The sequence below is a fragment of the Microbacterium aerolatum genome, from assembly GCF_007988825.1.
In the GTDB taxonomy this organism is placed as follows: domain Bacteria; phylum Actinomycetota; class Actinomycetes; order Actinomycetales; family Microbacteriaceae; genus Microbacterium; species Microbacterium aerolatum.
The window spans coordinates 1-26,924 of sequence record NZ_BJUW01000013.1; the positions used below are offsets into that span (position 1 = coordinate 1).

The 26,924-nt window shown below is 69.2% G+C and carries 28 protein-coding genes; 8 read left to right on the forward strand and 20 right to left on the reverse strand.

What is annotated here, in order from left to right; translation table 11 throughout:
- From MAE01_RS12785 to MAE01_RS12795, 3 genes are all read right to left on the reverse strand, one after another.
- Positions 1-651: ABC transporter permease (locus MAE01_RS12785; protein WP_147039956.1), on the reverse strand; the 651-nt coding region annotated here is incomplete at its 3' end.
- 1 nt (position 652) lies between these two features.
- Positions 653-1,678: an ABC transporter ATP-binding protein gene (locus tag MAE01_RS12790; protein WP_371861775.1), complete on the reverse strand. Its 1,026-nt coding sequence runs from the start codon at positions 1,676-1,678 to the stop codon at positions 653-655.
- A gap of 22 nt (positions 1,679-1,700) precedes the next feature.
- Positions 1,701-2,366 (reverse strand): ABC transporter permease, encoded by a 666-nt coding sequence (locus MAE01_RS12795; RefSeq protein ID WP_147039958.1) that lies wholly within the window; start codon positions 2,364-2,366, stop codon positions 1,701-1,703.
- A gap of 124 nt (positions 2,367-2,490) precedes the next feature.
- Between MAE01_RS12795 and MAE01_RS12800 the strand changes: the two genes are divergently transcribed.
- Entirely contained in the window at positions 2,491-3,354 is an 864-nt protein-coding gene (locus tag MAE01_RS12800) for an IclR family transcriptional regulator (RefSeq protein ID WP_147039960.1), read from the forward strand.
- A 116-nt stretch (positions 3,355-3,470) separates the two neighbouring features.
- Here MAE01_RS12800 and MAE01_RS12805 read toward each other — a convergent pair whose 3' ends face one another.
- From MAE01_RS12805 to MAE01_RS12840, 8 genes are all read right to left on the reverse strand, one after another.
- A complete protein-coding gene (locus MAE01_RS12805; protein WP_147039962.1) occupies positions 3,471-4,007 on the reverse strand; it encodes a histidine phosphatase family protein in 537 nt (178 codons plus the stop codon).
- Positions 4,004-5,137 (reverse strand): ABC transporter ATP-binding protein, encoded by a 1,134-nt coding sequence (locus tag MAE01_RS12810; protein ID WP_147039964.1) that lies wholly within the window; start codon positions 5,135-5,137, stop codon positions 4,004-4,006. Before MAE01_RS12810 ends, MAE01_RS12805 begins: the two co-directional genes overlap by 4 nt.
- Positions 5,138-5,171: 34 nt before the next feature.
- Positions 5,172-6,824 carry an ABC transporter permease gene (locus MAE01_RS12815; protein WP_147039966.1) on the reverse strand — a complete coding sequence of 551 codons (1,653 nt, stop codon included), beginning with the start codon at positions 6,822-6,824 and terminating at the stop codon, positions 5,172-5,174.
- Complete coding sequence (locus tag MAE01_RS12820; protein WP_147039968.1) at positions 6,824-7,861, reverse strand: ABC transporter substrate-binding protein; 1,038 nt, start codon at positions 7,859-7,861, stop codon at positions 6,824-6,826. The genes MAE01_RS12815 and MAE01_RS12820 overlap by 1 nt, the downstream gene beginning before the upstream one ends.
- Positions 7,862-7,867: 6 nt before the next feature.
- The gene (locus tag MAE01_RS12825; protein WP_147039970.1) at positions 7,868-8,674 is read right to left on the reverse strand and encodes a metallophosphoesterase family protein; all 807 of its coding nucleotides are present in this window, start codon (positions 8,672-8,674) and stop codon (positions 7,868-7,870) included.
- Complete coding sequence (locus tag MAE01_RS12830; protein WP_147039971.1) at positions 8,671-9,342, reverse strand: tyrosine-protein phosphatase; 672 nt, start codon at positions 9,340-9,342, stop codon at positions 8,671-8,673. Before MAE01_RS12830 ends, MAE01_RS12825 begins: the two co-directional genes overlap by 4 nt.
- A 135-nt stretch (positions 9,343-9,477) precedes the next feature.
- A complete protein-coding gene (locus tag MAE01_RS12835) occupies positions 9,478-10,308 on the reverse strand; it encodes a MurR/RpiR family transcriptional regulator (protein WP_147039973.1) in 831 nt (276 codons plus the stop codon).
- Positions 10,309-10,405: 97 nt separating this feature from the next.
- Positions 10,406-11,062: an FMN-dependent NADH-azoreductase gene (locus MAE01_RS12840; protein WP_147039975.1), complete on the reverse strand. Its 657-nt coding sequence runs from the start codon at positions 11,060-11,062 to the stop codon at positions 10,406-10,408.
- Positions 11,063-11,138: 76 nt separating this feature from the next.
- Between MAE01_RS12840 and MAE01_RS12845 the strand changes: the two genes are divergently transcribed.
- Positions 11,139-11,477, forward strand: coding sequence for a winged helix-turn-helix transcriptional regulator (locus MAE01_RS12845; protein ID WP_147039977.1), 339 nt, complete (start codon positions 11,139-11,141; stop codon positions 11,475-11,477).
- 146 nt (positions 11,478-11,623) lie between these two features.
- On the opposite strand, the gene MAE01_RS12850 is transcribed toward MAE01_RS12845, so the two are convergent.
- Positions 11,624-13,141: an SDR family NAD(P)-dependent oxidoreductase gene (locus MAE01_RS12850; RefSeq protein WP_147039979.1), complete on the reverse strand. Its 1,518-nt coding sequence runs from the start codon at positions 13,139-13,141 to the stop codon at positions 11,624-11,626.
- Between the two features lie 141 nt (positions 13,142-13,282).
- Between MAE01_RS12850 and MAE01_RS12855 the strand changes: the two genes are divergently transcribed.
- Together MAE01_RS12855 and MAE01_RS12860 are read left to right on the forward strand one after the other, a co-directional pair.
- The gene (locus MAE01_RS12855; RefSeq protein WP_186806240.1) at positions 13,283-14,377 is read left to right on the forward strand and encodes a M4 family metallopeptidase; all 1,095 of its coding nucleotides are present in this window, start codon (positions 13,283-13,285) and stop codon (positions 14,375-14,377) included.
- Positions 14,349-14,756, forward strand: coding sequence for a protealysin inhibitor emfourin (locus MAE01_RS12860; protein WP_186806241.1), 408 nt, complete (start codon positions 14,349-14,351; stop codon positions 14,754-14,756). The genes MAE01_RS12855 and MAE01_RS12860 overlap by 29 nt, the downstream gene beginning before the upstream one ends.
- Here the strand turns inward: MAE01_RS12860 and MAE01_RS12865 are convergent.
- On the reverse strand, positions 14,725-15,777 hold the full coding sequence (locus tag MAE01_RS12865; RefSeq protein ID WP_147039981.1) for a mechanosensitive ion channel family protein: 1,053 nt from the start codon (positions 15,775-15,777) through the stop codon (positions 14,725-14,727). The genes MAE01_RS12860 and MAE01_RS12865 overlap by 32 nt on opposite strands.
- A 120-nt stretch (positions 15,778-15,897) precedes the next feature.
- Between MAE01_RS12865 and MAE01_RS12870 the strand changes: the two genes are divergently transcribed.
- Together MAE01_RS12870 and MAE01_RS16020 are read left to right on the forward strand one after the other, a co-directional pair.
- Positions 15,898-16,800, forward strand: a complete 903-nt coding sequence (locus MAE01_RS12870; RefSeq protein WP_147039983.1) for a VOC family protein — start codon at positions 15,898-15,900, stop codon at positions 16,798-16,800.
- A gap of 12 nt (positions 16,801-16,812) precedes the next feature.
- A complete protein-coding gene (locus tag MAE01_RS16020; protein WP_186806242.1) occupies positions 16,813-17,586 on the forward strand; it encodes a hypothetical protein in 774 nt (257 codons plus the stop codon).
- Between the two features lie 12 nt (positions 17,587-17,598).
- Here MAE01_RS16020 and MAE01_RS12885 read toward each other — a convergent pair whose 3' ends face one another.
- On the reverse strand, positions 17,599-18,795 hold the full coding sequence (locus MAE01_RS12885) for an FAD-dependent oxidoreductase (RefSeq protein ID WP_147039984.1): 1,197 nt from the start codon (positions 18,793-18,795) through the stop codon (positions 17,599-17,601).
- A 56-nt stretch (positions 18,796-18,851) separates the two neighbouring features.
- Here MAE01_RS12885 and MAE01_RS12890 point away from each other — a divergent pair, with 56 nt between their 5' ends.
- Complete coding sequence (locus tag MAE01_RS12890; protein ID WP_147039986.1) at positions 18,852-19,598, forward strand: ribonuclease H family protein; 747 nt, start codon at positions 18,852-18,854, stop codon at positions 19,596-19,598.
- A gap of 9 nt (positions 19,599-19,607) precedes the next feature.
- Here the strand turns inward: MAE01_RS12890 and MAE01_RS12895 are convergent, their stop codons facing one another.
- From MAE01_RS12895 to MAE01_RS12920, 6 genes are read right to left on the reverse strand one after another with little or no spacing between them, the layout of a single operon-like run.
- Positions 19,608-20,246: a TetR family transcriptional regulator gene (locus MAE01_RS12895; RefSeq protein ID WP_147039988.1), complete on the reverse strand. Its 639-nt coding sequence runs from the start codon at positions 20,244-20,246 to the stop codon at positions 19,608-19,610.
- A 16-nt stretch (positions 20,247-20,262) separates the two neighbouring features.
- The gene (locus MAE01_RS12900) at positions 20,263-21,237 is read right to left on the reverse strand and encodes a phosphotriesterase family protein (protein ID WP_147039990.1); all 975 of its coding nucleotides are present in this window, start codon (positions 21,235-21,237) and stop codon (positions 20,263-20,265) included.
- A gap of 10 nt (positions 21,238-21,247) precedes the next feature.
- A complete protein-coding gene (locus tag MAE01_RS12905) occupies positions 21,248-22,279 on the reverse strand; it encodes a DctP family TRAP transporter solute-binding subunit (RefSeq protein ID WP_147039992.1) in 1,032 nt (343 codons plus the stop codon).
- Positions 22,276-23,226, reverse strand: coding sequence for a shikimate dehydrogenase (locus MAE01_RS12910; protein ID WP_229718251.1), 951 nt, complete (start codon positions 23,224-23,226; stop codon positions 22,276-22,278). The genes MAE01_RS12905 and MAE01_RS12910 overlap by 4 nt, the downstream gene beginning before the upstream one ends.
- On the reverse strand, positions 23,223-24,497 hold the full coding sequence (locus MAE01_RS12915) for a TRAP transporter large permease (protein ID WP_147039994.1): 1,275 nt from the start codon (positions 24,495-24,497) through the stop codon (positions 23,223-23,225). The genes MAE01_RS12910 and MAE01_RS12915 overlap by 4 nt, the downstream gene beginning before the upstream one ends.
- Positions 24,494-25,042 carry a TRAP transporter small permease gene (locus MAE01_RS12920; protein WP_147039995.1) on the reverse strand — a complete coding sequence of 183 codons (549 nt, stop codon included), beginning with the start codon at positions 25,040-25,042 and terminating at the stop codon, positions 24,494-24,496. Before MAE01_RS12920 ends, MAE01_RS12915 begins: the two co-directional genes overlap by 4 nt.
- A gap of 110 nt (positions 25,043-25,152) precedes the next feature.
- On the opposite strand from MAE01_RS12920, the gene MAE01_RS12925 reads away from it, so the two are divergent.
- Positions 25,153-26,922: a sugar phosphate isomerase/epimerase and 4-hydroxyphenylpyruvate domain-containing protein gene (locus MAE01_RS12925; RefSeq protein ID WP_147039997.1), complete on the forward strand. Its 1,770-nt coding sequence runs from the start codon at positions 25,153-25,155 to the stop codon at positions 26,920-26,922.
- The last annotated feature ends 2 nt before the right edge of the window (positions 26,923-26,924 follow it).

Genomic DNA, 26,924 nt, shown 5'->3' on the forward strand with positions numbered 1-26,924 from the left:
GACGATCATGTCGCCGAGGCCGCCGGCGTTGATGAACGTCGCGATCGTCGCGACGCCGACGCAGAAGACGAGGGCGGTGCGCAGCCCTGCGAGGATCACGGGCGATGCGAGCGGAAGCTCGATGCGGCGCAGCACCTGCCCCGACGTCATCCCCATGCCGCGGGCGGCCTCCTTGACCCCGGCATCCACCTGCTCGAGGCCGACCAGAGTGTTGCGCAGGACAGGGAGGAACGAGTACGCGACGAGTGCGACCAGCGCCGTGGCGAAACCGGTCTGCCACACGATCGCCAGCAGGATCACGACGCCGACCGCGGGCGTGGCCTGGCCGATGTTCGCGAGTCCGAGGGCGAAGGCGTGCACGATCTTCGAGCGACTGCGGTAGACGCCGATGCCGGCGGGGATCGCGAGGACGGCCACGAGTGCTGAAGCCGCGGCGGTGAGCAGCAGGTGCTCTCCGACACGGGACAGGATGTAGTCGGGGTTGAGGGTGCGCTGCTCGATCGAGTCCAGCGGGATGCTCGCGACCCACACGAGGGTGAGCACGAGCACGACGCCGACGACGATCGGAGCGGCGGAGATGCGTGCGACCGAGCCGAACCGACCACGGCGGGCGACGACCGGGGTCATCTGGGTCGCGGAGACGACGGTCATGTCAGTGCACTCCTTCGGCGGCGGCACCCGGCGCGTCAGTGAGCACTGCGGAGATCCCCGCGCTGTCGATGGAGCCGCGCACTCGGCCGTCGGCGTCGACCACGTTGACGACCGGTGCTCCGGTGACCATGAGCAGGTCGAGCGCATCGCGCAGCGAGACGTCGAGATCGATCTGCGGTGCCCCATCGGATGCCGGACGCAGCTGGGCCTCCGAGACGGGGATGAGTGCCAGTCTCTTCAGGGCGGCGCCGTGGCCGATGAACGAGGCCACGTACTCGTTCGCCGGGTTGGCGAGGATGTGCGCCGGGGTGTCGAACTGCTCGATGTGCGAGCGGTCGCTGAGCACGGCGATCCGATCGCCGAGCTTGATCGCCTCATCGAAATCGTGCGTGACGAAGATGATCGTCTTGCCGATGTCGGCCTGCAGGCGCAGGAATTCGGCCTGCAGCTTCTCGCGCGTGATGGGGTCGGTCGCGCCGAACGGCTCGTCCATGAGCATTACGGACGGGTCGGCGGCGAGAGCGCGGGCGACGCCCGCTCGCTGCTGCTGGCCGCCCGAGAGCTGCTTCGGGTAGCGCTTCGCGAACTGTCCGGGGTCGAGCTGCACGGTCTGCAGCAGCTCGTCGACGCGCTCGGCCGTCTTCGCCTTCGACCAGCCGAGCAGGCGGGGCACGACGCCGATGTTCTCGGCGATCGTCAGGTGCGGGAAGAGCCCGATCTGCTGGATGACGTACCCGATGTGGCGGCGGAGCTGATTGGGGTTCATCGACAGGATGTCGGTGCCGTCGATGCGGATGGAGCCGCCAGTGGGCTCGATGATGCGGTTGATCATCTTCATCGTGGTCGTCTTGCCGCATCCGCTGGGCCCGACGAACATGATGAGCTCGCCAGGGTCGATCTGCATCGAGAAGTCCTCGACGGCCGGCGCATCCTGGCCGGGGTAGACCTTGCTGACCCCGCGGAGCTCTATGCCGACTCCGCGCTGCTTCTGCGCGATCGCGGAGAGGAAACCGGTGTCGGTGGACACCTTCTGTGTGTCAGTGGTGAGATCAGGCACGAAGACCCCTCGAGGTTGTGTATCGGGAGATGAGAACGAACGCTCCGTCGACGAGGAGCGCGAGGACGATGACTCCGACGGTGCCGGCGAGGGCGTAGTTCAACGCGTTCTTCGAGCCGAGCGACGAGAGTCCTTTGAAGATGTACTGGCCGAGGCCGGGGCCGGCGACGTAGGCGGCGATCGCGGCGATGCCCAGCGACAGCTGCGCGGCCACACGGGTGCCGGTGAGGATCACGGGCCATGCGAGCGGGAGCTGCGTGGTCAGCAGAACCCTGGGCCTGCTCATCCCCATGGCCGTCGCCGACTCGAGGATGTGCGCGGGTATCTCGCGCAGACCGACCACCGTGTTGCGGATGATCGGCAGCAGCGAGTAGAAGACGAGGGCGACGATCGTCGGTCCCCAGCCGAGGCCGAGGATCGGGCTGAGCAGCGCGAGCAGTGCGAGCGAGGGGATCGTGATCGCGACGGATGCCGAGGTGATCGCGATCGCACGCGGCGTCGCACGGTCCCACACGAGCAGGCCGAGGACCACCCCGATGACGAGCGCGATGGCGAGCGAGATCACCACGACGAGCAGGTGCTCGGCCGCCAGCTGAAGGATGTCTTCCCAGCGGCGTTCGAGGAACTTCGTGACGTTGTCGAGATCGAATCCTGACACGGACTGTCGCTCCTTTCTCAACGGTGAGGGGATCGTCCGGGTGACGATGACATCAGATTAGGGAACTGATGACATTCCCACAACAGATGTTGACCATATGGCAACCGAGATCTACGCTGTGCAGATGACTCCCCCACAGAGCACCGCCAGGCGCAACTCTTCAGGACTGGGTCGGGACATCGAGATCATCGAACTGCTGGGCAGCGATGAAGCCGTCGCGGAGGGCGGCCTTGGCGTCATGCGCATCGCGCAGCTCACCGGTCGCGACAAGGCGGTGATCTCCCGGACGATGTCGACGCTCGCCGACGCCGAGCTCGTGGTCCGCGACGAGACGACGATGAACTACCGGCTGGGCAGCCGCCTGTTCGCGATCGCCGCGCGCACCACCGAGGCGTCGCTGGTCTCCCGTGCCCGGCCGCATCTGCGCAACATCGCGCAGTCCACTCGCGAGACCACGCACCTGTGCGTGCTCCGCGGCGGGAACGTGCTGACCGTTCTCAGCGAGCTGAGCCCGCACGAGTTCCGGACCACCGGGTGGGAGGGCGTGACGACGGCGGCGTGGCGCACCCCCTCCGGCCGCGTGCTCATCAGCGACTGGGATCGCGCCTCGCTCACCCGCTGGTACCACGAGCACGGCCGCGACCAGCCCCTCGTCGGTCCGTTGAACCCGTCGATGGCGGCGGCGGGATTCGCCGTCCTGGAGACGCCGCCGGAGAACAAGGCGATCGTGCGCGACCTCGACTCCCTCCTGGTGGAGCTGCAGCGGATACGGGAACGCGGCTACGCGACGCTCGACGAGGAGCTCGAGCTCGGAGTCGTCGGCGCATCCGCCCCCATCACCGACTTCACCGGGCACATCGTCGCGGCGATCAACGTGAGCGCACCCAAGTCGCGCATCGGTGGGCAGCTCGATCGCCTCGGCGCGTACGTGGCGCAGGCCGCGCGCGAGCTCTCGAGCTCATTGGGCGCGCCTACGGCGATGGCCTGAGCGCGCTTCGGACACCCCGCCTGGGGCGGAGAACGCGCTCATGGGCGGAGGAATCCTTGAGAATCCTCCGCCCATCGCAGTGAAGTCCGCCCATCGCGGTGGGGCTCACGAGACCCTTAGCTCAGGAACCTCGCGACGAGCCGCTCTGCCCCGTCCCTCTCCAACAGCACGACCTGGCCGTTCAGGATCCGCGGGCACTTCCCCGCCGTGAGTGCCTCGACGCCGACGCGCAACAGGGTGCCGTGCGCCACGACGATGCTGTTCCCCTCCAGTCGTTCGATGCGGGTCAGCACCCGCCGCGCCCGCTGTGTCGTCTCGTTCAGCGGCTCGGCATCCGGGTAGTCCGACTCCGGCCAGCGCTCGCGCGCCTCGCTCACCGCCATCCCCTCCGCGACGCCGTAGTCGCGCTCGATCAGGTGTGCGTCCGTCGTGACCTCGGCGTGCGCGAGCTTCATCCTGATCAGAGACGCGGTCTCGGATGCGCGGCGGAGCGGCGAGGTGACGATGCGGTCCCAGCTGGCGCGCGACAGCAGTTCCGCTGCGCTCTCCGCCTGCGCCCGCCCGTGCGCGTCCAGCGGGATGTCGGCACGGCCCTGCATGCGCCTGGCCAGATTCCAGGCGGTGCGCCCGTGCCGGACGAGAGCGACCGTCATGCGCGCGCGAAGGATGTCGAGCGAGCGGATGCCGCGGCATCCGCTGCATGGCCGACCGACGGCATCCCGTCCCCGTCCATCTGCCCGCCCGGGTCCTCGTCGGCGTAGACGAGCGCCTCGCGAACGGCGACGCGCATCCGGTCCCCGACCTGCGGTCGCGTGCCGTGCGTGCGTGCGCGCAGGGCGACGCCGGCCCAATCGATCATGAGGTCGCTTCCCTCAGGGGTGAACAACGACGATCGCACAACGGCGTCGCCGTCCTCGGCGGGCACGACCTCGATCGCCGACGGGAGCAGTGCGGCATGAGCCCGCCCTGAGATTGGCATGCCGGCGTCGCGCGGAATCCGGAGCGGATGACCGTCGGCGCGGAACCCGTCGGCGTCGACGGCGCCGGGGACGAGTGTGGCATCCGAGAGGAATCGTGCGACGAATCCGCTCGCGGGGCGCGTCACCAGTTCGTGCGGCGTGCCGACCTGACGGATCATTCCGGCATCGAGCACGGCGACCCGATCGGCGAGGCCGAGTGCTTCCGAACGGTCGTGCGTGACGTGCACCACCGTGAGACCCAGCTCGCGGGTCAGGGCATGCAGCTCCAAGCGGAGGTGATCGCGCAGAGGCTCGTCCAGCGCGGAGAGCGCCTCGTCGAGCAGCAGCACACGAGGACGAGCGACCAGCGCCCTGGCGAGCGCGACGCGCTGCCGCTGTCCGCCGGAGAGCGTCGCTGGATCGCGACGTGCGTACCCTTCGAGGCCGACGAGCTCGAGCGCAGATGCGACGCGCGCGGACCGCTCCGCCTTCTGCACTCCGGCGCGGCGCAGCGGATACTCGACGTTGCGACCGACGTTCCAGTGCGGCCAGACCGCGTGCTGCTGGAAGACCATGCCCAGCTCGCGCTGCTCCGGCGGCACGAGCGTGCTCCCCTCCGCCACGGTGCGGTCGCCGATCGTCACTCGGCCGTTCGTCGGCGAGAGGAACCCGGCGATCGTGCGCAGGAGTGTGGTCTTGCCCGAGCCGGACGGGCCGACCAGCGCGATGAACTCGCCGTCGTCGACGTGCATGTCGATGGAGTCCAGGCCGACGGCGCCTGACGGATAGCGGACCGATACGGAGTCGAGATTCACGGATGCCATGACTGCTCCCTTTCAGAATGTGCGGAGGGCGGGTTCATGAGGGGCGGCGGGTGGCCAGACCGATGACGGCGATGCCGAGCACGGCCACGACGAGCGACCACGCTGCTGCGGTGCTGAACGCACCGGCCTGCTGGAAGTTGAAGATCGCGACCCCGAGGGTCTGCGATCCGGGCGAGAGCAGCAGAACCGACAGCGTCAGCTCGCGCACGGCCGTGGCCGCGACGACCACTGCGCCCGAGATAGCGGCGGGAAGCGCCATGCGCGACGAGATGTCGACCAGTGCACGAAGACGCCCCGCCCCGGAGATGCGGGCCGCCTCTTCCGCGCTGGTCGGCGTGCTCGACAGCGGTGCGGTGACCGACTGGACGACCAGCGCGGTGAACGAGGTGATGTAGGCGGCGAGGATCAGCCAGGGCGTGTTGAACAGCCCGATGCGCGGCGCGATGATGAGCCACGCCACGGCGATCACGATCCCTGGCACGGCCTGCGGCAGCATCGCCACGGCGTTCAGGCCCTTGGCCGCGCGCGCCGACGTGCGGGTGGTGAGCACGCCGATGCCCAGGCCGATGACACCGCAGACGACGGCGGCGAGCGTCGCGAGCATCACCGAGTTCGCGGCTCCCGCCAGCGCGGTCGACGACGACAGCGCCTTGGCGAAGTTGTCGAACGTGAGATTCTCGAGCGTCAACGGCACACCGGGGGCGCGCAGCATCGATTGGGTGAGCAGCGCGAGCAGCGGGAGCAGTGTGATGGCCAGCACGATGGTCCACATCGCGAGCCCCAGCGGTGTGCGCGCACGCCCGAGCGGAAGCGGTTGCGGGGGTGAGGATGAGGCATCCAGTTCCCACCCGCGGCGTCCGATGGTCGCATTCAGCAGCAGTGCGCCGACGGCGAGGACGAGCAGCACCACGCCGATCGTCGCGACCACGGCGAGCGGCTCGTCCACCGTCCCCGACTGCAGGTACCGGTAGACGAGGGTCGCGAGCGTGACGTAGCGCTCGGGCAGGCCGATGATCGACGGGATGCCGAAATCGGCGAGGTTGCTCACCGCGATGAGCAGGAACGACGACAGCAGCGCCGGGCGCAGCAGCGGCACGGTGACCGAGAACAGCGCTCTCGCAGGTCCGGCACCGGAGATTCGCGCGGCCTGCTCGAGGTCGGAGGGGATGCGGCGCAGCGCGGCCGAGACGATGAGCATGGCGAGCGGGTAGCTGTGCACGGTGAGCAGGATGATGACCCCGTCCGCACCGTAGATCGACCACAGCGGACCGCCGAATATCCCGCGCCACCAGACGTTGAGCGGGCTCGACGGCCCCGCGATCCCGAGCCACGCGATCGCGCCGACGAAGGGAGGCATGAGCAGCGGGGTGAGTGCGATCAGGCGCAGCACCCGGCGATGACGGAGATCGGTGCGTTCGAGCACGACCGCGAACGCACCGCCGACCGCCACGGCGGCGAGAGCGGAGACGGTGGCCGAGACGAGGCTGTTGACCGCGGCCTCGACGACGTCGCCCTGCACGAGTACGCCGAGCTGCGAGCCGCCGGCGGTGAGAGCGATGATGGCGCCGATCGGCACGAGCACGACCGCCCCGCAGACGATCCACAGGACGACGGTCAGCGCATCGACGCCGTCGAGGCTCCGGGGTCGGCGAACCGCCGGCCCCGGAGCCTGAACGAGAGTACTCACTACTGGAACAGCTCCCGGAAGGTCTCCACCGCGCCGGCCTGCGTCGAGCGGATGGTCTCGAGGTCGGGCGCGAGGATGGCGATGTCATCCAGCTCCGGTGCGCCCTCCGGCGTGCCGACGTCGGAGCGCACCGGGAGGTACGACTGCTCGACGGCGAGCTTCTGGCCCGCAGCGCTGACCAGGAAGTCGACGAACGCCTCGGATGCTTCGACGTTCTCCGAGTCCGCGAAGATGCCGACCGGCTGGGAGACGAACGGCACGCCCTCACTGGGGTAGGACACCGCGATGGGCGAGCCCTGCTCGGCGAGCTCGCGCACCAGGTAGTCAACGACGATGCCGACGGGCTGGGTGCCGGTGGCCACCGCCTGCGAGACGGGGCCATTGCTGTCGGCGATCACCGGGCGGTTGGCCGCGAGGGCGGTCAGCCACTCCTCGCCGAGCTGGTCCTCGTCCAGCCACACCGCGGCGTTGTAGGCGGCCGCTCCCGAGACATCCGGGTTCGGCATCACGAGACGGTCGGCGTACTCGGCATCGGTCAGATCGGCCCACGACTCGGGCGCCTTCTCGACCATGTCGGTGTTGTACGCGATGACGGTCGGGATGATGCGCGTGCCGACGTAGAAGCCCTCGGGATCGACGACGGCGGGGTCGAGGGCGTCGACGTCCGCGGGCGTGTACTCCCGCAGCAGGTCGTCTGCGGCGTAGTTCTCGAACGTGGGCGCGTCCGCCGCGAGGAACACGTCGGCCTGGATCTTGCCGGTCTTCTGCTCGGTCGCGACGCGGGTGGTGAGATCGCCGGTGCCCGCGCGGAACACCTCGACGGTGACCTCCGGGTGCACCTCGTTGAAGGCGGCGACGAGCTCGTCCGCCTTCTCCTGCGGCTCGGACGTGTAGAGGGTGATCGTGGTGGGCTCGAGCGCGTCGGCCGTCTCGGCCGGGCTCTCACCCGCTTCCGATGACGCCGGAGCGCAACCGGTGAGGGTGATGACTGCGATGCCGAAAGCGGCGACAGCTGTGGTGAGGCGTGAGCGGGACATGGCTTCCTAACTGTTCTGATGTGCGGGTACAGGAACGGAGGATGAGAAGAGGGGCGAAGGCGATTCCAGGCTCACGCTGGTCGCGGTCATGCCTTCGGAGAGTAGGTGCACGATCGAGAACATCGCGCGGTCGTGCCCGCTGATGAGGTCGGGGCGCGCATCCATCACCTGGTGGTAGGCCAGCGACGGGCCGACGGTGACGGGGGTGCCGCGCAGGTGCGCCGCGAGCGGATGGTGGAAGTGCCCGGCAAGGATGGCGCGCGTGTCTGAGCCCTCGATGACGTCGAGGAACTCATCCGCATCGCGCAGTCCCGCCTTGGCGAGGGTCGGCAGGGGCGAGCCGAGCGGAGGGTGATGCAGGGCGATGACCGTGCCGTCCCGATGCGGCTCGGCCAGCTCACCGGCCAGCCACTCCCGCTGCACTCGTCCGAGCGCGCCAGACGACGTGTCGAGGAGGATGATGCGCAGACCGGCGACGAGCACCGTGCGGTGATGCGACTTCTCGTGTCCGCGGAGGATGCGCGCAGCATCCGGTTCGTCATGGTTTCCCAGCACGGTGAGCACCGGCGCCTGGACGGTCTGCTCGAGATCTGCCAGCGCATCGCGCACCGCGCCGTACGCCGCGGAGTTGCCCCGCTGGATGAGGTCGCCGGTCACGATGACCGCCTCAGGGGTGATCCGCGCACGGCGCGCGTACTCCCCCACCGCCTGCAGCCGTTCGAGACCGTCGACGGCGTCGTAGAGCAGGCCGTGATCGGTGGCGTGCACGTCGCTCACGTGCAGCACCGTGAGGCGTCCGCTGGCCCGGCTCACGTCGCCGCCTGCCGCTTGCGCCGCAGTTCACGCAGTTGCGGATCCGACAGTCCGTTGCCGGTGAGGTAGGCGGCGGCACCGCCGAGACCGTCGATCACGGCGAGCGCATGCTCGATCGCCTCACGGGGACTGGCCAGGTGCAGGCGGAGCGTCTCCTCGCGCTCCGCGGCGGGCAGCGCGCCGGCGACCGCCAAGGCATGCCTCTCCCGAACCGGTCTGACATCCGGCTCTGACAGCACGTAGTCCTCCACGACCTGCTCGGCGGAGTCGCCCGCGGCGAGCCTGGCGAGCGCCACCACCAGTCCGGTGCGGTCCTTGCCCGCCGTGCAGTGCACGAGAGCGGCGCCCTCGGCGTCCGCGACCAGCCCGACAGCGACGGCCAATGCCGCGCCGCGCTCTCGCAGCAGCGCCTCGTAGACGTCCTCCAGACGCCCGGTCTGCGGTGGTTCGGCGCCGTAGATCCCCACGGAGCGCACCGGGATGCCGTGCTCGGCGACGCTGACCTCGCTCGGCTCGCGCAGGTCGATGATGACGCTCACGCCGAGTGCGCGCAGCGTCGAGACGCCGTCGGCGCTGAGTGCATCTGGGGCGCCGGTGCGGATGAGCCACGGCGCCGATGCGCTGGTCGCGCGGGCGTTGAACAGCCCGTCGATTCCGATCGTCCGCATTTCCACCCTGCCTGTTACATGTGTTTCATTCCGATTGGAATTCGATTACACAGGCAGGTTGACCCGTCTCAGTGACAGGCAGGTGTCCGGCAGGAGACCGGGACGAGAACGATCGGTGCGCGAGTGAGCGGCCGGTCAATCCTCGCTGAGGGCGTCGGCGACGACGTGGCGCATCTCGGCGACATCGGCCTGCCCGGCGTCCCTCGCGAGCGCACCGTGCAGCGCGTGCAGCACCACCGTGTGCCCGAGGCGCGCCAGGTACGGGTCGAGGTCGTGCGCCGAGCCGACCGGGCCCGTCGCGATCACGATGTCGGCGGCCCGTCCGAGCGGCGAGCGCGTGTAGCTCGTGATCAGCGCGACCGTGGCGCCGCGCTCGGATGCCGCTGTGCACGCGCGCAGCGTCTGCACGTTCGCTCCGGAGTAGCTCAGCGCGAGGCACAGATCGTCCGAGGTGAGCGAGTGCACGGCGAACTGCTGCGCGAGCGGATCGATCGGCGCCTCGACGGGCCGCCCCAGCCCGCTGAGGCGCATCGCGAGATCCTGCAGCGGCGGTCCGGAGAACCCGTTGCCGACGAGCACGACCCGGCGAGCGGCACGAAGCGCTTCGACCGCCGCCTCGATGCGCTCTGGGTCCACGCTCTCCTGGGCGAGGCGCAGCGCGTCCACCGCGTCGTCGAAGGTGCTCGCCCCTGCGGCATCCGCCTGATCCCTGGGGACGAGGGGCGCGGAGCGGGCGAGCTCGAGGCGCAGATGCTGGAAGCCGCGGAACCCGAGGCTCTGGCAGGCACGGATCACGGTGGCGGTCGAGGTGCCCGCCGCCGAAGCCAGTTCGGCGGCGGACCAGTCCACGACATCGTCGGGGCGCTCCATGATGACGGCGGCGACCCGGCCCTCGCTCGGCCCGAGTGCGGATGCCGCAGCCCGCACCCTGGCGTGGACGCTGACGTCGGGGCGGACGATGGTCATCGACGGGTCCTCACGTGAGCGCGGCGCGTCTCATGCGCGCCGTCCGGGCATAGCGTACCCGGCCCGATCGACGAGTTCCCGACCTCGGTGCGGCCGGTCAGGCGACCTTGGTGCCGCGCGTCGCGGCGAGCTCCTGCCCGTACACGCGTGCCGACTCCTCGGCCTTGCCCTTGAGCTCGTTCGCGACCTCCGTGAAGGCGTCGAGGGCCGGGTTCACGCCGACGAGGGTGAACGGGCGCTGCACGACGCGCAGGTCGAGACCCCAGACGTCCTCGAGCACGCGACGCAACCATCCGGTGGAGTGGTCCCAGCCCTCCTTGGGCGTTCCCGGCGCGTAGTTGCCGCCGAGCACGGTGACGAGCGTCGCGGGCTTGCCGTTCAGCGCGGTTCCCTCCGGATCGATGCGGGGATCGGTGTAGGCGAGGTCGAACCACGTCTTGAAGTGCTGGGAGACGCCGTAGTTGTACAGCGGCACGGCGAACAGCAGCGCGTCCGCGCCTATCAGCTCGTCCGCGAAGGTGGCCGCGAGGGCGCGGGCGGCGTTCTGCTGCTCGCTGCGCTGGTCCTCTGCGACGAACTTCGACGTGACGGCATCCGCCCACACCGTCGCGGGGACGGGGTCGGCGGCGAGGTCGCGCCTGGTCACGATCGAGTCGGGGTGGGATGCCGTCCACTCGGCCTCCACGAGATCGGCGAGCGAGCGGCTGGCGGATGTGGCCGGGAGGATACTGGCATCCAGGCGGAACAGGGACATGAAGGACCTTTCGTTTTCGGAGTCACTCTGTTTTTATTAGCAACTCGCGTTAACGTAGCACAGGTATGATGGGGGCATGGCCGAGGCCGAAACAGCGATCCACGTGTGTGACGCCGCTGTCACACTGGCCTTCAGCGTGCTCGGAAAGCGCTGGAACGGCATGATCGTGTCGTCACTCGGCGGAGGCCCTGCCACGTTCGTGGCACTGCGCCGCGCCGTGTCCGGCATCAGCGACGCCATGCTCTCCGACCGTCTCGCCGAGCTCGCTCAGGCGGGGCTCGTCGACCGCACAGTCGACGCCGGGCCGCCGGTGACCGTGTCGTACGCGTTGACGGACAGCGGCGAGAGGCTGCTGCCGATCCTCAGCGAGCTCGGTCAGTGGGCGGCTGCGAACCTCGAGGTCCCCGCGCACTGATTACCGGCCAACACTGTTGCACCCGTCGGAGGCTGCGACGGACCTCGGAGGTATCGGCCGAAAAGGTCCGACGGGCGTAACACCCTCCGCCGTGCGTAACACCGCGCCATGGCTAACGGGGCGTGAACCCGTTGGCCACGCCGGCTTCACCAGGGGTTGGGCTTGTAATCCTTCAGGAACACCCCGTGCACGTCGACGCCCGCCTCGCCCTGCACGATGGGGTCGTACACGCGCGCGGCGCCGTCGACGAGGTCGAGCGGGGCGTGGAAGCCCTCCTCGGCGAGGCGCACCTTGGTGTGGTGCGGGCGCTCATCCGTGATCCAGCCGGTGTCGACGGCGGTCATCAGGATGCCGTCGGTCTCGAGCATCTCGCCGGCGCTGGTGCGGGTGAGCATGTTCAGCGCCGCCTTGGCCATGTTCGTATGCGGGTGTCCAGGCCCCTTGTAACGACGCGAGAACTGGCCCTCCATCGCCGAGACGTTCACCACGTACTTGCGGTGCGCGGACGATGCGGCCATCGATGCCCGGAGGCGACTGATCAGCAGGAACGGAGCGGTGGTGTTCGCGAGCTGCACCTCGAGCATCTCGAGCGGGTCGACCTGCTCGACGGACTGCACCCAGCTGTTGACGCGGTTGATGTCCGGGACGAGGCCGCCGGCGTCGATCGCGCTGCCGTCGGCGTGCTTCTCCAACGACGACGATCCGGGCGCCATCGCGAGCCGCGCGAGGTCTTCGGCCGTGAGCGCCTGTCCGCCCTGCTCCGCCACGGTGCCGCCGAGGGCCGCGACCGACAGCAGCGGGTTGGCGTCGACGGATGCCTGCAGCGCCTGCGGATGCGGATCGGCGGTGTGCCCGAACGTCTCCATCTCGGGCAGCGGCCCGTCGGGTAGCGGCTGCATCTCGGCATCCGCCAGCAGCGAGTACGCACCAGGCGAGCGCCTGACCGTCTGCGCGGCGTTGTTGATGAGGATGTCGAGCGGCCCCTGGGCCGCGACCGAATCGGCGAGCGCGATCACCTGGGCGGGGTCACGCAGGTCGATGCCGACGATGCGCAGTCGGTGCAGCCAGTCGGCGGAGTCGGGCAGCGAAGAGAAGCGGCGCACGGCATCCCTCGGGAAGCGCGTGGTGAGCGTCAGGTGCGCGCCGTCGCGCAGCAGGCGCAGCGCGATGTGCATGCCGATCTTGGCGCGGCCGCCGGTGAGCAGCGCGCGGCGGCCGGTGAGGTCGGTGCGGGCGTTGCGCTTGCCGTGGCTGAAGCGCGCGCAGTCCGGGCAGAGCTGGTGATAGAACGCGTCGACGAGCGTGTACGGCTGCTTGCAGATGTAGCAGTTGCGGGGCTTGAGCAGTTCGCCGGCGATCGGAGCATCCGCCGTCGTCTTCAGGTCGTTGCCGCGCGTCTCGTCGTCGATGCGGTCGGCAGCGCCGGTCGCGGTCCGTGCGACGACGGCCTTGTCGGCCTCGGCGATCGCGTCGCGGATCTCCTTGCGGCGGGCCCGCTTGACGGCCTTGAACATGCGGCCGGTCGCGCGCCGTACGGCGATGTAATCGGGATGCTGCTCGCTGATCTCGTCGAGCTGGCCGAGGACGCGCAGCGTCGTGGCGAGATCGTCGGGATCGAGGCCGTCGCCGAGGTCGGCTGTGCGGTCGGCGGGGGCGTCGGTCATTGAGCCGATTTTACGCGAGCGAGCTGGGAGATCGCGCCGCCCCGCCCCGGGAGGTGGCCGAACATGCCGCCTCACCGGCACCCAAGCGGCACGAAGCGACACCTCGTGACTCTGTCGGCGGCCCCGCGTATCGTCGGCGACATGGACCACAGCGCTCAGCACACTTCGGCACGGGGCCACGGTTCGGTGCACGGCATCGTTCCGGCATATCTGCTCGCCCGCCTCGCGCAGTCGGGCCGTTTTCCCAAGGCCGCGGATGCTGCGCGCCAGACCCTGCTCGCCGGGCGGCCGAAGTTCCGCGCCCGCCTGAACTTCTCCATCGACGCGAACGGCGCGCTCGTGGCGGAGCTCGGGGATGCCCCGAACCGCACGATCAGCGATGCCGGCGGCACCGAGACGCTGCCGGGCGTCGTCGTGCGCGCGGAGGACGATCCGCCCGTCGACGACGTCTCGGTGAACGAGGCCTTCGACGGCCTGGGCGCGACGTTCGAGATGCTGCTGTCCGCATTCCAGCGCAACTCGCTCGACGGGGCGGGCGCACCTCTGAACGCCACCGTGCACTACGGCACCGACTACGACAACGCCTTCTGGGACGGCGAGCGCATGGTGTTCGGCGATGGCGACGGCGAGGTGTTCCTGGGCTTCACCCGCTCGCTCACGGTGATCGGTCACGAGCTCGCGCACGGCGTGATCCAGCACACCGCCAACCTCGAGTACCAGGGGCAGCCGGGTGCACTGAACGAGTCGATCGCCGACGTCTTCGGCGCGTTGACCGAGCAGTACGCGCTCGGTCAGTCCGCCGCCGAGGCGAGCTGGCTGATCGGCGCCGGCATCTTCACCGCCGAGGTGCAGGGCAAGGCGCTGCGATCCATGATCGAGCCCGGCACGGCCTATGACGACGATGAGCTCGGCAAGGACCCGCAGCCCGCGCACATGAGCGACTTCGTCCAGACCACCGAGGACAACGGAGGCGTGCACATCAACTCCGGCATCCCGAACCGCGCGTTCGCCCTCACCGCCCGCACGCTCGGCGGCAACGCCTGGGAGCGCGCGGGCGTCGTCTGGTACCGAGCGCTCACCGGCGGACTGTCGGCGACGGCGACGTTCCGCGAGTTCGCGGATGCCACGGTGTCGGCGGCCGAGCGCGAGTACGGTGAGGAAGTGACCGCCGCAATACGCGACGCGTGGACGACCGTGGGAGTGCTGGATGCCGAGGGACCTCGACGCACCGGTTGACGAGACACCGGAAGACGACGACCGTGTCGTCGTGGCCGTCGTCCGCTCGGGCGGCATCGCAGGCATCCGCCGTCGTTGGCAGGTCGAACCGCCGCGCCCTGAGACCCGGGTGTGGATCGGGCTGATCGAGCGCTGTCCCTGGGATGCTCCCCGCGAGACGGATGCCGGGGCGGACCGCTACGTGTGGAGCATCCGCGTGCGCATGCCGCAGGAGCAGCGCGAACGCGAGCTCGCAGACTCCGAGCTGCAGGGCGCCTGGCGCGAACTGGTCGACGCGGTGCGCGAGGCCGACAGCGCAAAGCCGGCCCCTGAGCCCGTCGAAGGGTCCGGCGCCGCCGATGCCCCCGCTACTCCTGACGATCCAACATCACGCGGCTGACCGGCAGCGCCTCCGGGTGCTCCTGCTGCAGCCAGGTGACCATCTGCTCGCGCACCAGGCACCGCAGGTCCCACTGGTCGTCGGAGTTCTCCGACGACATCAGGAACCGCACCGTCACGTGCCCGCCCTCTGACCCGGTCACCAGGACGTTCGCGGCACGCCGGTCCCAGGCATCCGATCCCTCGATGATCTGCATGAACTTCTCGCGCACGGCATCCACCGGCACGCGCCAGTCGAGGTCCATGTAGACGGTGCCGAGGATCTTGTCGCTCCTCCTGGTCCAGCTCTCCACCGGCTGCGACGTGAAGTACGTGCACGGCAGGATCAGCCGGCGCTCGTCCCAGATGTAGACGACGACGTAGGAGAGGTTGATCTCGCCGATCCGCCCCCACTCGCCCTCGATCACGACGACGTCCCCGACGCGGATCGCATCCGTGAACGCGATCTGCACCCCGGCGATCAGGTTGCCGAGGGTCGACTGCGCGGCGAGGCCCGCGATGATGCTGACGACACCGGCGGATGCCAGGATGCTGGTGCCCACCGCCCGCACCTCGGGGAACGAGAACAGCACGACGCCGATCGCCATGACGCCGATCAACACGACGACGAGCCGGTTGAGCACAGTGAGCTGCGTCCGCCGGCGACGCGCCTCGGCGCCGACCGTGCCCTTCCGGCTGTCGTACTGCATGAGCCGCTCCATGCCGAACGTCACCAGCACCGACAGCAGCCAGGCGCCGACCAGCACGGTCACGATCAGGAGCAGGCGCTCCAGCACCGGCCACCACGACAGTCCCGCCGGCGCGGTCGCGCCGCACACGATCCAGGCGGCGATGACGAACGCCAGCGTCATCCCCGGTACGCGGACGCGGCGTTCGAGGTCGGCGATCCACGCGGAGCGGCCACGGGTGCGGCTCGCGGCGAATCGCACACCGATCACGACCACCGCCACGACGACGACCGCGACGAGTGCGGCGATCAGCGTGCCGATCCAGGAGGTCCATTCGAGGGTGAAAGAGGCCATCGTGCCACCCTAGACAGACAGGCTGAGTGGGGCACAACCCCCTTGAGTCCGACGGCGCGCAGGAGCACTCTGTATTCACGCGGGATCTGTCGCCAATCGCTGATCGACGAAGGAGTCGAGATGTCTCAGAAGATCGTGCCCAACATCTGGTTCGACCGGAACGCCGAGGAGGCCGGCGAGTTCTACGCCGGCATCCTGCCCGGGACCACATCGAAGGTCGTCGCGCGATATCCGGACGAGGTTGCTGACTGGCAGGAGGAGTTCGCCGGCAAGCCCCTCACGGTCGACGTCGACGTGGACGGCTACCAGCTGACGCTGATCAACGCCGGGTCGGAGTTCCGCCCGAACCCCTCGGTGTCGTTCATGCTGATCTTCGATCCGGTGCGGTTCGGCGACGACCGGGAGGCTGCGCGGGCGAGCATGGATGCCGTCTGGGCCGGCCTCGCCGACGGGGGCACGGTTCGTATGGAGCTGGACACATATCCGTTCAGCCCGCGTTACGGCTGGGTGGAGGACCGCTACGGCGTGAACTGGCAGCTGGTCCTGACGAATCCGGAGGGCGAGACGCGCCCGTTCCTCATCCCCCAGCTCATGTTCACGGAGGACGTCGACGGCAAGGCGCGCGAGGCGGCGGAGTTCTACACGTCGGTGTTCCCTGATGCCGAGGTCGGCTACGTCGCCGTGCATCCGCCGCAGGCCTCGCACGCCCAGCCCGGGACGGTCATGTTCGGCGAGTTCCGACTGGCCGATCAGTGGTTCTCGATGATGGATGGCGGATCCGACCACTCGTTCACGTTCGACTGCGGGGTCTCGCTCGAGGTGCGCGTCGCCGACCAGCAGGAGCTCGACCACTACTGGGATGCCCTCACCGCCGTGCCTGACGCCGAGGTGTGCGGGTGGCTGGCCGACAAGTACGGCCTGAGCTGGCAGATCATCCCGGAGAACATGGGCGAACTCATGGCACGGCCAGGGGCGTACGCGAAGATGATGCAGATGAAGAAGCTCATCATCGACGACTTCTGAGAGACGGGATTCATGGGACTTTTCTCGCAGCGCAAGGACGAGGAGAACACCTGGGCGGCGCTGCCCGGTGAGCCGCGCGGACCGCAGGATGCCGCGGAAGTGCTGGATGCGGCATCCCCGATCGACCCGCTCGAGGTCGGGCTGGGCGCGAAGTACACGTCGATCGTGTTCCCCGTCGCACCGCCGGCGCCCGAGGCGGCGGACGCGTCGGACGGGGAGCCGGAGGATCCCGACCCGCACGTGCTCGGGCCGGGGCTGTTGCCGACGCCGTTCACTGCCGACGAGATCCGCGACGGGGCGCGCGGCGGCAAGACGATCAGGATGCTGGTGGAAGAACCCGACGGGACGCAGCACCTGCGGGTGAACCGGTTCCGCGATGTGGACGACGAGGGTGCGACGCTGGAGCGCTGGATCACGGGGCCGACCGGCATCGTCCAGGGCGAGATCACGAGTTCGCGCGTGACGTGGCGGGACTTGCAGGGGCATGCGGCGTTCCCGGCGGATCGCACGACGCTGTCGTCCGAGACGCTCGACCTGCCGATCGGGCGGGTGGACTGCCTGCGGTACGAGGTGCGCGAGAGAGCGGATGCCGCCCCCGAGACGTTCTGGTTCGCACCCGCGCACCCGGGCATGCCGGTGCGCTACGCCGAACCCCTCCCCGAGATTGCATTCCGCGGCCGAGATGCCGGGAACTCCGCGCGATCTCAGCCGCGGAATGCAATCTCACCGGGGGATGCCGGCGGTGGTGTGCGGAGGACGACCGTGATCGCGATCGAGCGGCCGTAGTCGCCGGCGGGCTCAGCGATCCAGCGGGGCGAGATGCTCGGGGCGCGCGCCGAGGCCGACGAAGCGTCCGGTGAGGTGCGTGAGCCGCGGATGATCACGCAGCAGCCGGAGCGGCACGGGCAGCGGCGCGTCCGGTTCGCGCGATGCGATCAGCGGTCCCTGCAGCCGGCGCTGCACGAACTGCGTGATCCTGGTCGGCCAGGTGCGGCGGCGCTGCACACGGCGCAGGTCGGCGGCCTCGGGGATGCCGTCGCGCAGCACCGGACCGAGGATGCGCGCCGCGGCGACGGCATCCTGGATCGCGAGGTTGATGCCGACTCCCCCGGCCGGCGACATGGCGTGCGCGGAGTCGCCGATGCACAGCATCCCGTCTACGTACCAACGGCGCAGCCGCTCCAGCCTCACGCGCAGCAGATGCACGTCGTCGGCCGCGACGGCGGTGACGGCATCCGCCATTCGGGGTGAGATGCGCGCGATCCGGTCATGCATGCTCGCGAGGTCGGCGTCCGTGCCGTTCCACGTGCCGGCGGGGATCACGTGCGCGATCTGGAAGAAATCGCCGCGGTCGATCGTGATGATCATGCCGGCGCCGGCCTGGATGAACGGGTAGCGCTCGCCGTCGCGCTTCGCGAGCCGGAACCACAGTACGTCCATCGCCGCGGCGACGCCGGTGGGCTCGAGGCCCGCAACCGCGCGAATGTCCGAGTCCCGGCCGGAGGCGTCGACCACGAGCCGCGCGCGGACGGTGACGTCGCCGTCCGGCCCTGACCCGGTGACGCCGGTGATGTGTCCGTCCTCGCGGATCAGGCCGTCGATGCGGATCTCGCGGAGCAGGGTGAACTGCGGATGCCGCGCGGCGCTGTCGGCGAGCAGATCGAGGAAGTCCCACTGCGGCATGAATGTCATGACCTTGCGGCGGGTGGGCAGACGGGTGAAATCGGCCAGCGTGAGCTCGGTGCCCTGCCAGCTCAGGGACACTTTCGGCATGTCGTCGTGCGGCCGGGCGAGGAACTCCTCGAGCAGGCCGAGGTCGGCGAGCAGGTCCTGTGTGGACGGGTGGATGGTGTCGCCGCGGAAGTCGCGCAGGAAGTCGGCGTGCTTCTCGATGACCGTGACGCGGATGCCGTGGCGCAGGAGCGCGAGCGCCAGCATGAGCCCGGCGGGTCCGCCGCCGACGATCGCGCAGTCGGTGTCGATGTGGGTGCCCATGGGTCCAACGTTCCTCCGGTGCGTTGCGGAATACCAGCGCCCGTTACGGTTGAAGGATGACGATCACCGCCGCGGCAGACGGCTCCGCCCTCGGCAACCCCGGCCCGAACGGCTGGGCCTGGTACATCGACGACGACAACTGGGCGGCGGGCGGATCGCCGCACGGCACGAACAACCAGGGCGAGCTGCAGGCCGTGCTGGAGCTGCTGCGCGCCACCGCGGGCACCGACGAGTCGCTGATCATCATGTGCGACAGCAAGTACGTGATCGATTCGATCACCAAGTGGATGCCGGGCTGGAAGCGCCGCGGATGGCGCAAGGCCGACGGCGGTCCGGTGCTGAACCGCGACCTCATGGAGTCGCTGGACGAGGCCATGCAGGGGCGGGACGTGAAGTTCGCGTGGGTCAAGGGCCACGCCGGCCACGATCTGAACGAGGCGGCGGACGAGCGCGCGAACGCGGCGGCGAAGGCCTATCAGGCGAAGCGGGAGCCGCGTCGCGGACCGGGGTTCACGCTCGTGACGGGTCCGGACGCTTCGACAGGCTCAGCGGCCGGACTCGTCACGGCTCCTGAGCCCTCGCCGGTCCCTGAGCTCACGCCGGTCCCCGAGCCTGTCGAAGGGCCCGGCGCGTCGCAGCCACTTTGGGCCGAAGCATCCTCCCTTCTCGACGTGTTCGACGAGCCGGCGGCATCCCCTGTCGACCTGCACGTGACGCTCACCGCCGACGAGCACGCGCGGCTGCGCGACCGGGCCGATGCCCAGGGGATCTCGCTGGAGCAGGCGCTCCGCCGACTCATCTGAGTCGAAGCGTCAGTCGGCCGCCGTCATCCAGGCGACGACCACGTCGCCGATCATCGAGCGCAGGTGCTCGCGGCGGTCCTCGGCGAGCAGGTCGCGGTCGAACAGGTACCCGAACGTGTGCTGGTTGGCGACCTGGAAGAAGCAGTAGGAGCTGATCAGCAGGTGCACGTCCAGCGCGTCGACGTCGGCCCGCAGCGAACCCTCTGAACGCCCGCGCTCCAGCACGGTCTCGAGCACGTCGACGGCGGGCTGGTTCAGGGTGCGCAGTCCATCCAGGCGCTTGATGAACTCGCCGTGGTGGATGTTCTCGATCGACACGAGCCGGATGAACGCCGTGTGGTTCCGGTGGTGGTCGTAGGTGAGCTCGGCGATCTGCCGGAGCGCCTCCACCGGCGGCAGATCGCCGGCGTGAATCGACTGCTCGGTCTCGCGGATGCCGCGGTAGGCGTTCTCGAGTACGGCGAGGTAGAGCTGCTCCTTGCCGCCGAAGTAGTAGTAGATCATCCGCTTCGTCGTCTGCGTACGCTCGGCGATCTCGTCGACTCGCGTGCCCGCGTAGCCGGATTCGGCGAAGGCCTGCGTGGCGACCTCGAGCAGCTCTGCTCTGGTCCGCTCGGCGTCGCGCTTGCGCACCACCGGTTCGCTCATGCTGCCCATCCCCACATCATGCCGCACCGGCCAGCACGCGCCGCGGATTCACGACCATGAGCTGATGCTCGGTGGCCGCGTCGAGCCCGGCGGCGCGCAGCCGCGGAAGGATGCGCTCGAACAGGTGCGTCATCGTCCACTTCGGGGTGTGCGCGGCCCGCCATGACGGCGGGGTCACGCGGCTGAACACGGCGGCGTCATGCGAGAGCACGATGCGGTCGGCGTAGCCGGCGTCGAGCAGCTGCAGCAGCATCCTGATCCGATCCTCGTCGGACCCGACATTCTCCATGCCGAACCGGTCGAAGCCGAGGAACGAACCACGGTCGGCGAGTCCGCGCAGATAGGGAAGTTCCGCCGAGTCGCCGCTGTGCCCGATCACGACCCGGTCCAGCGGCACGCCCAGACGCTCGAGAGCGTCCTGCTGGGCGATCCCGCCGCGGGATGCCGCGTGCGAGTGCGTCGTGATGGGCACTCCCGTGCGCAGATGCGCCGAGGCGGCAGCCGCGAACACCCGTGACGCATCGGGGGTGAGACCACCAGCATCCGAGGCGACCTTGATCATGCCCGCCCGCACGCCGGTACCCGCGATCCCCTGCTCGATGTCGCCCACGAAGAGCTCCAAGAGCGGGTCCGGGCCGTCGACCACGAGCCCTGGTCCGTTGAGCCGGAAGTACGGCGGCAGGACTTCTGCGGCGTAGCATCCGGTCGCGGCGACGATCTGCACCGGCACCCGCGAGGCGACCTCGGCGACGCGGCGAACGTCGCGGCCGAGGCCGATGACGGTGAGATCGACGACCGTCCGCGCGCCGTGGTCATACAGCGAGGTGAGCGTCTGCACGGCGCGTTCGATCCACGCTTGCTCATCCCATTCCGGATGAGGCATATTGACGTCGAGTTCCGGGTCGGTGACGAAGATGTGCTCGTGGATGAGGGTCACCCCGAGCGCATCTTCGTCGACCGAACCGGTGAACGTCGGAATCGAACGGGCCATGCAGGAAGGATCACTCCGAGGTGGAGCGGATCGCCTCGTACACCGTCAGCGAGTCACCGGTCAGCGCGCCGGAGAGGTACTCCTCGGCCTTCTCGCTGAACGCGTCGCGGTCGACGTCCTCGACGACCTCCCACTCACCACCGGTGCGCCACTCCTCGAGGATCGTCTCCTCGTCTTCGGCGACGCAGGAGGTGACCTCGGTGACGGCCTTCTCGGTCGCGTCGGTCAGGGCCTGCTGCTGCTCCTCGCTGAGGTCGTTCCACACCGGGCCGACGATCACGAGGTTGGTGTTGAGCTGGTGGGAGCTCATGCTGACGTAGTCCTGCACCTCTTTGAGGTTCGAGGCCACGATGTTGGTGATCGGGTTCTCCTGGCCGTCGACCGTGCCCTGCTGCAGCGCGAGGTAGAGCTCCTCGTACGCCACCTCGGTGGCCTCGGCGCCGAGCGCCTTGGCGTTCATGAGGAACTGCGGCGAACCGGGGAAGCGCATCCGCAGGCCTTCGAGGTCTTCCGGTGTGCGGATCGGCGTGTTGGCCGTGAACTGGCGGGCGCCGGCCGACCAGGCGCCGAGCGTATGGACGCCGGATGCCTCTTCGAAGGCCTCCGTGACGGTGTCGGATGCGTCGCTGGCCATGAACCGCGCCAGGTGGTCGGCGTCGTCGAAGGCGTATGCCGAATCGAGCACGCTGATCGGCTCGTAGACGGCGCCCAGCGCCGAAGCGCCCTGGATGTCGATGTCGATGTCACCGGAGGCGACCGAGGCGATGCGGTCGGCGTCGCCGCCGAGCTGGCTGGACGGGAAGATCTCGACCTCGAGCCCCACACCGGCCGCGTTCACCTCGTCGGCGATGACCTGTGCGCCGCAGCGGTGCTGCGGCTGATCCTCGTTGTAGCTGTGGGCGAGCGCGAGGGTACGGGTCTCCCCGTCGCCTCCGGCTTCTCCGCCGGTGCCGTCTCCGCCGCTGGAGCAGGCGACCAGCAGCATTGCCGGTGCTGCGACAAGGGCGAGCCACATCGTTCGCCGTGTGCGTCGTGCGTTCATCGGTTCTCTCCTCTTTCTGGTGCTGTTTCGGGTGTTGCAGGTGGGTTTCCGGTCGCCTCGGCGGCGACCAGGTCGTTCAGGTCGGCGAGCATGGCCGTGCGGTCCGCGCGCTCCCCCGTGAAGATCTCGAAGGCGTCGGCGGCCTGGTGCATCGCCATGCCGAGACCCGACATGGTGCGGATGCCGCGGGCGCGAGCCGCTTGCAGCAGCGCGGTGTCCGCTGGACGGTAGACGATGTCCGCCACGCGGATGCCATCCGGCAGCAGCGCCACGTCGAACGGCGTTCCGGGATGCGCGGCCATGCCGATCGGGGTGGCGTTGACGACGAGGTCTGCGCCGGCGAGCACACCGGGCAGGTCGCCGAGGTCGGCGGCGCGCGCCGAGGCGGCACCCAGCGCGTTCACCTGGGCGGCGAGTGCGCTCGCGCGCACCGGCACCTGGTCGATGAGCACCAGGTCCGTGACCGGACGCTGCGCCAGCGCGGTCGCGACGGCGGAGCCTGCGCCTCCGGTGCCCAGCAGCACCACGCGTTCGAGCGGCTCCACGCCGAAGGCATCCCTCAGCGCGGCGTCGAAACCGGTCACATCCGTGTTGTGGCCGATGGTGCCGGCATCCGTGAACACGACGGTGTTCACCGCCCCGACCGCGCGGGCGCTGTCGGAGAGGTCGTCGAGCAGCGGAACGACTGCCTGCTTTACCGGGTGCGTGATGTTCAGCCCGTTGAAGCCGAGGCGCCGTGCCGCCCGGAGCAGCGCCTCGAGGTACTCGGGAGTGCCTTCAGCGGGCGCCAGGTCGATCGTCCGGTACACGTAGTGCATGCCGTGGCGGGCGCCCTCGAGCTCGTGCATCGGCGGGCTGAGCGACGGCGTGACGCCCTCGCCGATGAGGCCGATCAGCACGGCGGGGCGGCGAGCGCTGACGGTGGTGTCCAGGTCGGTGAGGGTCACAGTCCCAGCACTCCAGGCAGCCACATCACGGCACTCGGGAACGCGATGATGAGCACGCAGATCACCAGCAGCGGCACGATGAACGGCAGGCTGCCGCGGAACACCTCACCGATGCGGGTCTTCGACACCGCGGCGGTGACGAACAGCACGGTTCCCACCGGCGGGGTGAGCAGGCCGATCATTAGCGAAAGGATCATCAGCACGCCGAGCACGATCGGGTCGACCCCGATCTGATTCGCGATCGGGAGGATGATCGGCACGGTGAGCACGAGGATCGCGGTCGCATCGATGACGGTGCCGAGGATCAGCATGAGCAGGGCGACCAGCAGCATGAACACGATCGGGCTGTCGGTGATCGCGAACACCAGCTCGGTGAGTATCTGGGGTAGGCGCTCCCTGGCGAGGATGTAGCCGAGCAGCGACGCCGAGGCGACGATGATCATGATCGACGCCGTCGTCGTGGCGGTCTCGGTGAGCGCCTTTATGAAGCTCTTCAGGCTCAGCGAGCGCTGCAGCACTCCGACGAGGGCGATGTACACGACGCCGACGGCCGCCGCCTCGGTCGGGGTGAAGAACCCGCCCAGGATTCCGCCGAGGATGATGAACGGCGCGATCAGGGGCAGGATGACGCCCTTGCTCGATGCGACGAACTCGGCGCGGTCGAAGGTGCCCTTCTTGACGTTGTGCATGCGGCGCACCAGCATCCACACCACGATGCACAGGCCGATGGCCATGAGCAGGGCCGGGATGACGGATGCCGCGAACAGCGCACCGGTGGAGACGGCGGCCAGTCCCGCGTAGATGACGGCGGGGATGCTGGGCGGCATGACCGGAGCGATCAGCGCAGAGGTCGCCGAGACACCGGTGGCGAAGCGACGGCCGTAGCCGGCGCGGATCATCGCGGGGATCTGCACCTTGCCGAGCGCTGCCGCGTCGGCGACGGCAGAGCCGCTCATCCAGGCGAAGCCGACGCTGGTGCCGACGGCGACGTAGCCGAGGTTGCCGCGGACGTTGGCGAGCAGCGCCTGGGCGAAGCGGAAGAGGCGATCGGCGATGCCGGCGTGGTTGGCCAGCGCGCCGAGGAAGATGAACAGCGGCACGGCGAGCAGCGGGAAGCTGCTGGCGGCGTTGGTGACGGTGCGCAGCGCCATGCCGAGCGACTGCCCTTCGATGGCCATGTAGACCAGGGAGGGGCCGAGGAACGCGAACGGCACCGGGACGCGGATCGCCAGCAGGACGGCGATCGCGAGGGCGAGGAGAAGGAGAGTCACAGTCCTGCCACCTCCGCCTGGTCCTCGTCGACGTCGGCGACGATCGGGCCGTGCAGCGCGATGTCGGCGGCCGAGATCAGCGCGCGGATGGCGGTGCTGACCACGCCGATCAGCACGGGGAGGTACACCCACGACATGGGCACGCGCAGGACGGGCGACTTGACGATGCTCTGGGTCTCGACGAGGGCCCAGGCCTCCAGCGCCATGCCGACCGCGGTCGCGGCGACCATGAGGAGTGAGATGACCTGGATGACGCGAACGGTCATGGGGTTGCGGATCGAGTCGACGAGTTCGAGCGCGATGTGGCCGTGCGTCGTGACGAGCACGCCCATCGCGGCGAACGTCGCCCACAGCAGCGCGAACCGGGCGAGCTCACCGGTCCAGGCGATGCTCTCGAACGGCAGGTAGCGCTGCAGCGCCTGGTAGAAGACCAGGACGAGGATCATCATGACGGAGACACCGCCGATGACCAGCTCGAAGCCGGTGATGTATCGCGCGATGCGGCGCAGAACGCCGGTTCGCTGCGGTTGCTGATCTGAGGTCACAAGACGCCTTCGTCATCGGTGGATCGGGTAGTGGAACTGAATGTACTGGTTAGTACATTGATCAGCAAGTGCTCTGTGAAATTAATGTACAAACTGGTACGTTCACTGCCATGCGCACCTCAGTTGCCTCCGTCTGCATCTCCGGCGGGCTCGTCGAGAAGCTCCATGCCTGCGCCGAAGCAGGCTTCGACGGCGTCGAGATCATGGATGCCGATCTCATCGCCGCGCCCGAGTCTCCCGAGGAGATCCGCGCGCTGTGCGATCGCCTCGGACTGAAGATCGAGATGTTCCAGCCGTTCCGGGACGCGGAGGGCGTCTCGGAAGAGCTGTTCGCCGACAACCTGCGCCGAGCGGAGGCGAAGTTCCAGATCATGGAGCGCCTGGGCACGGATCTGATGCTCGTGTGCAGCAATGTCGCCACCGCGAGCGTGGATGACGACGAGGTGATCGCCCGGCAGCTCGGCGAGCTGGCGGACAGGGCGGCAGTGCACGGCATCCGGCTCGCCTACGAAGCGCTCGCCTGGGGCCGGTACGTCGACAACTACCGGCGCACCTGGGAGATCGTGAAGCGCGCCGATCGGCCGAATCTCGGCGTGTGCCTGGACAGCTTCCACATCCTGTCGCTCGCGCATGACCCGGCGGGCATCGAGCAGATCGATGCGGAGAAGATCTTCTTCCTGCAGCTGGCGGATGCTCCGGCGCTCGACATGGACGTGCTGTCGTGGAGCCGGCATCACCGACTGTTCCCGGGTGAGGGCTCGTTCGATCTGGTGGGGTTCATGACGCACGTGGTGCGTGCGGGGTACTCAGGGCCGTGGTCGCTCGAGGTGTTCAACGACACGTACCGGCAGACCGACACGGTGCGCACGGCCGCGCACGCGCACCGCTCGCTGGTGTGGCTGGCCGATCGCACGGCCGCCGCGAACGGGTGGTCGGACGGCCTGCTCGGGGAGGCGCCGCAGTCGACCGGACTGGACTTCGTCGAGGTGGCCGGGGCGGATCTCGCCGAGGTCGACGAGCTGCTCGCCCAGCTCGGGTTCGCGTTCGAGGGGCGTCACCGGTCGAAGCCGGTGCGACTGTGGAGCGCAGGGTCGGCGCGGATCATCCTGAACGAACAGGCGCGGCAGAGCGAGCCGGTACTCGCCGGGATCGGGTTGCGGACGGCGGATGCCGCGGCAGCGGTGTCTCGCGCGCTGGCGCTCGGTTCGCCGTCGGTGTTCCGGCGGACGTATGAGGGCGAGCAGGACCTGCGGGGCGTTGCAGCTCCCGACGGCACGCAGGTGTTCTGGAGCTCTCTGCCGGCAGAGCGGTCGTGGCTGCAGGAGTTCGAGGGCGGCACGGGCGTCGTGGATGGGCTGGAGGGCGAGATCGACCACATCAACCTCGCCTACGCCTGGCAGGACTTCGACGAGGCGGTGCTGTTCATGTCGAGCGCGCTGTCGCTGCAGGCGGATGCTCCGGCTGAGGTGCCTGGGCCGCAGGGGCTCATCCGCAGCCAGGTGATGCGGACGCCCGACGGCATCGTCCGGGTGCCGATCAACCTCGCCCCTCCGACGGCGAAGCCGCCGGCGCGACACATCGCGGTGCGCTGTGACGATGTGTTCACGGTCGCGCGGCGGGCTCGGGAGCGCGGCATCGACCACCTGCGGATCCCGGCGAACTACTACGACGACCTCGCGGCGCGGTTCGACCTGCCTGCGGAGATACTGGCCTCGCTGCGCGAGCTCGACCTGCTGTACGACCGGGACGCGAACGGCGAGTTCATCCACTTCTACACGCGCACGATCGGCGACGTGTTCTTCGAGGTGGTCGAGCGCCGCGGCGGCTACGACGGGTACGGCGGCGCGAACGCGCCGATCCGCCTCGCCGCGCAGCGGTAGCC

What these genes read in the sequence shown, in the direction of transcription:
- MAE01_RS12800 (WP_147039960.1), top strand. Translation starts at nt 2,491, where the DNA reads ATGACTCCCCCACAGAGCACCGCCAGGCGCAACTCTTCAGGACTGGGT.
- MAE01_RS12805 (WP_147039962.1), bottom strand. Translation starts at nt 4,007, where the DNA reads ATGACGGTCGCTCTCGTCCGGCACGGGCGCACCGCCTGGAATCTGGCC.
- MAE01_RS12810 (WP_147039964.1), bottom strand. Translation starts at nt 5,137, where the DNA reads ATGGCATCCGTGAATCTCGACTCCGTATCGGTCCGCTATCCGTCAGGC.
- MAE01_RS12820 (WP_147039968.1), bottom strand. Translation starts at nt 7,861, where the DNA reads ATGTCCCGCTCACGCCTCACCACAGCTGTCGCCGCTTTCGGCATCGCA.
- MAE01_RS12830 (WP_147039971.1), bottom strand. Translation starts at nt 9,342, where the DNA reads ATGCGGACGATCGGAATCGACGGGCTGTTCAACGCCCGCGCGACCAGC.
- MAE01_RS12835 (WP_147039973.1), bottom strand. Translation starts at nt 10,308, where the DNA reads ATGACCATCGTCCGCCCCGACGTCAGCGTCCACGCCAGGGTGCGGGCT.
- MAE01_RS12840 (WP_147039975.1), bottom strand. Translation starts at nt 11,062, where the DNA reads ATGTCCCTGTTCCGCCTGGATGCCAGTATCCTCCCGGCCACATCCGCC.
- MAE01_RS12845 (WP_147039977.1), top strand. Translation starts at nt 11,139, where the DNA reads ATGGCCGAGGCCGAAACAGCGATCCACGTGTGTGACGCCGCTGTCACA.
- MAE01_RS12850 (WP_147039979.1), bottom strand. Translation starts at nt 13,141, where the DNA reads ATGACCGACGCCCCCGCCGACCGCACAGCCGACCTCGGCGACGGCCTC.
- MAE01_RS12855 (WP_186806240.1), top strand. Translation starts at nt 13,283, where the DNA reads ATGGACCACAGCGCTCAGCACACTTCGGCACGGGGCCACGGTTCGGTG.
- MAE01_RS12860 (WP_186806241.1), top strand. Translation starts at nt 14,349, where the DNA reads ATGCCGAGGGACCTCGACGCACCGGTTGACGAGACACCGGAAGACGAC.
- MAE01_RS12865 (WP_147039981.1), bottom strand. Translation starts at nt 15,777, where the DNA reads ATGGCCTCTTTCACCCTCGAATGGACCTCCTGGATCGGCACGCTGATC.
- MAE01_RS12870 (WP_147039983.1), top strand. Translation starts at nt 15,898, where the DNA reads ATGTCTCAGAAGATCGTGCCCAACATCTGGTTCGACCGGAACGCCGAG.
- MAE01_RS16020 (WP_186806242.1), top strand. Translation starts at nt 16,813, where the DNA reads ATGGGACTTTTCTCGCAGCGCAAGGACGAGGAGAACACCTGGGCGGCG.
- MAE01_RS12885 (WP_147039984.1), bottom strand. Translation starts at nt 18,795, where the DNA reads ATGGGCACCCACATCGACACCGACTGCGCGATCGTCGGCGGCGGACCC.
- MAE01_RS12890 (WP_147039986.1), top strand. Translation starts at nt 18,852, where the DNA reads ATGACGATCACCGCCGCGGCAGACGGCTCCGCCCTCGGCAACCCCGGC.
- MAE01_RS12895 (WP_147039988.1), bottom strand. Translation starts at nt 20,246, where the DNA reads ATGAGCGAACCGGTGGTGCGCAAGCGCGACGCCGAGCGGACCAGAGCA.
- MAE01_RS12900 (WP_147039990.1), bottom strand. Translation starts at nt 21,237, where the DNA reads ATGGCCCGTTCGATTCCGACGTTCACCGGTTCGGTCGACGAAGATGCG.
- MAE01_RS12905 (WP_147039992.1), bottom strand. Translation starts at nt 22,279, where the DNA reads ATGAACGCACGACGCACACGGCGAACGATGTGGCTCGCCCTTGTCGCA.
- MAE01_RS12925 (WP_147039997.1), top strand. Translation starts at nt 25,153, where the DNA reads ATGCGCACCTCAGTTGCCTCCGTCTGCATCTCCGGCGGGCTCGTCGAG.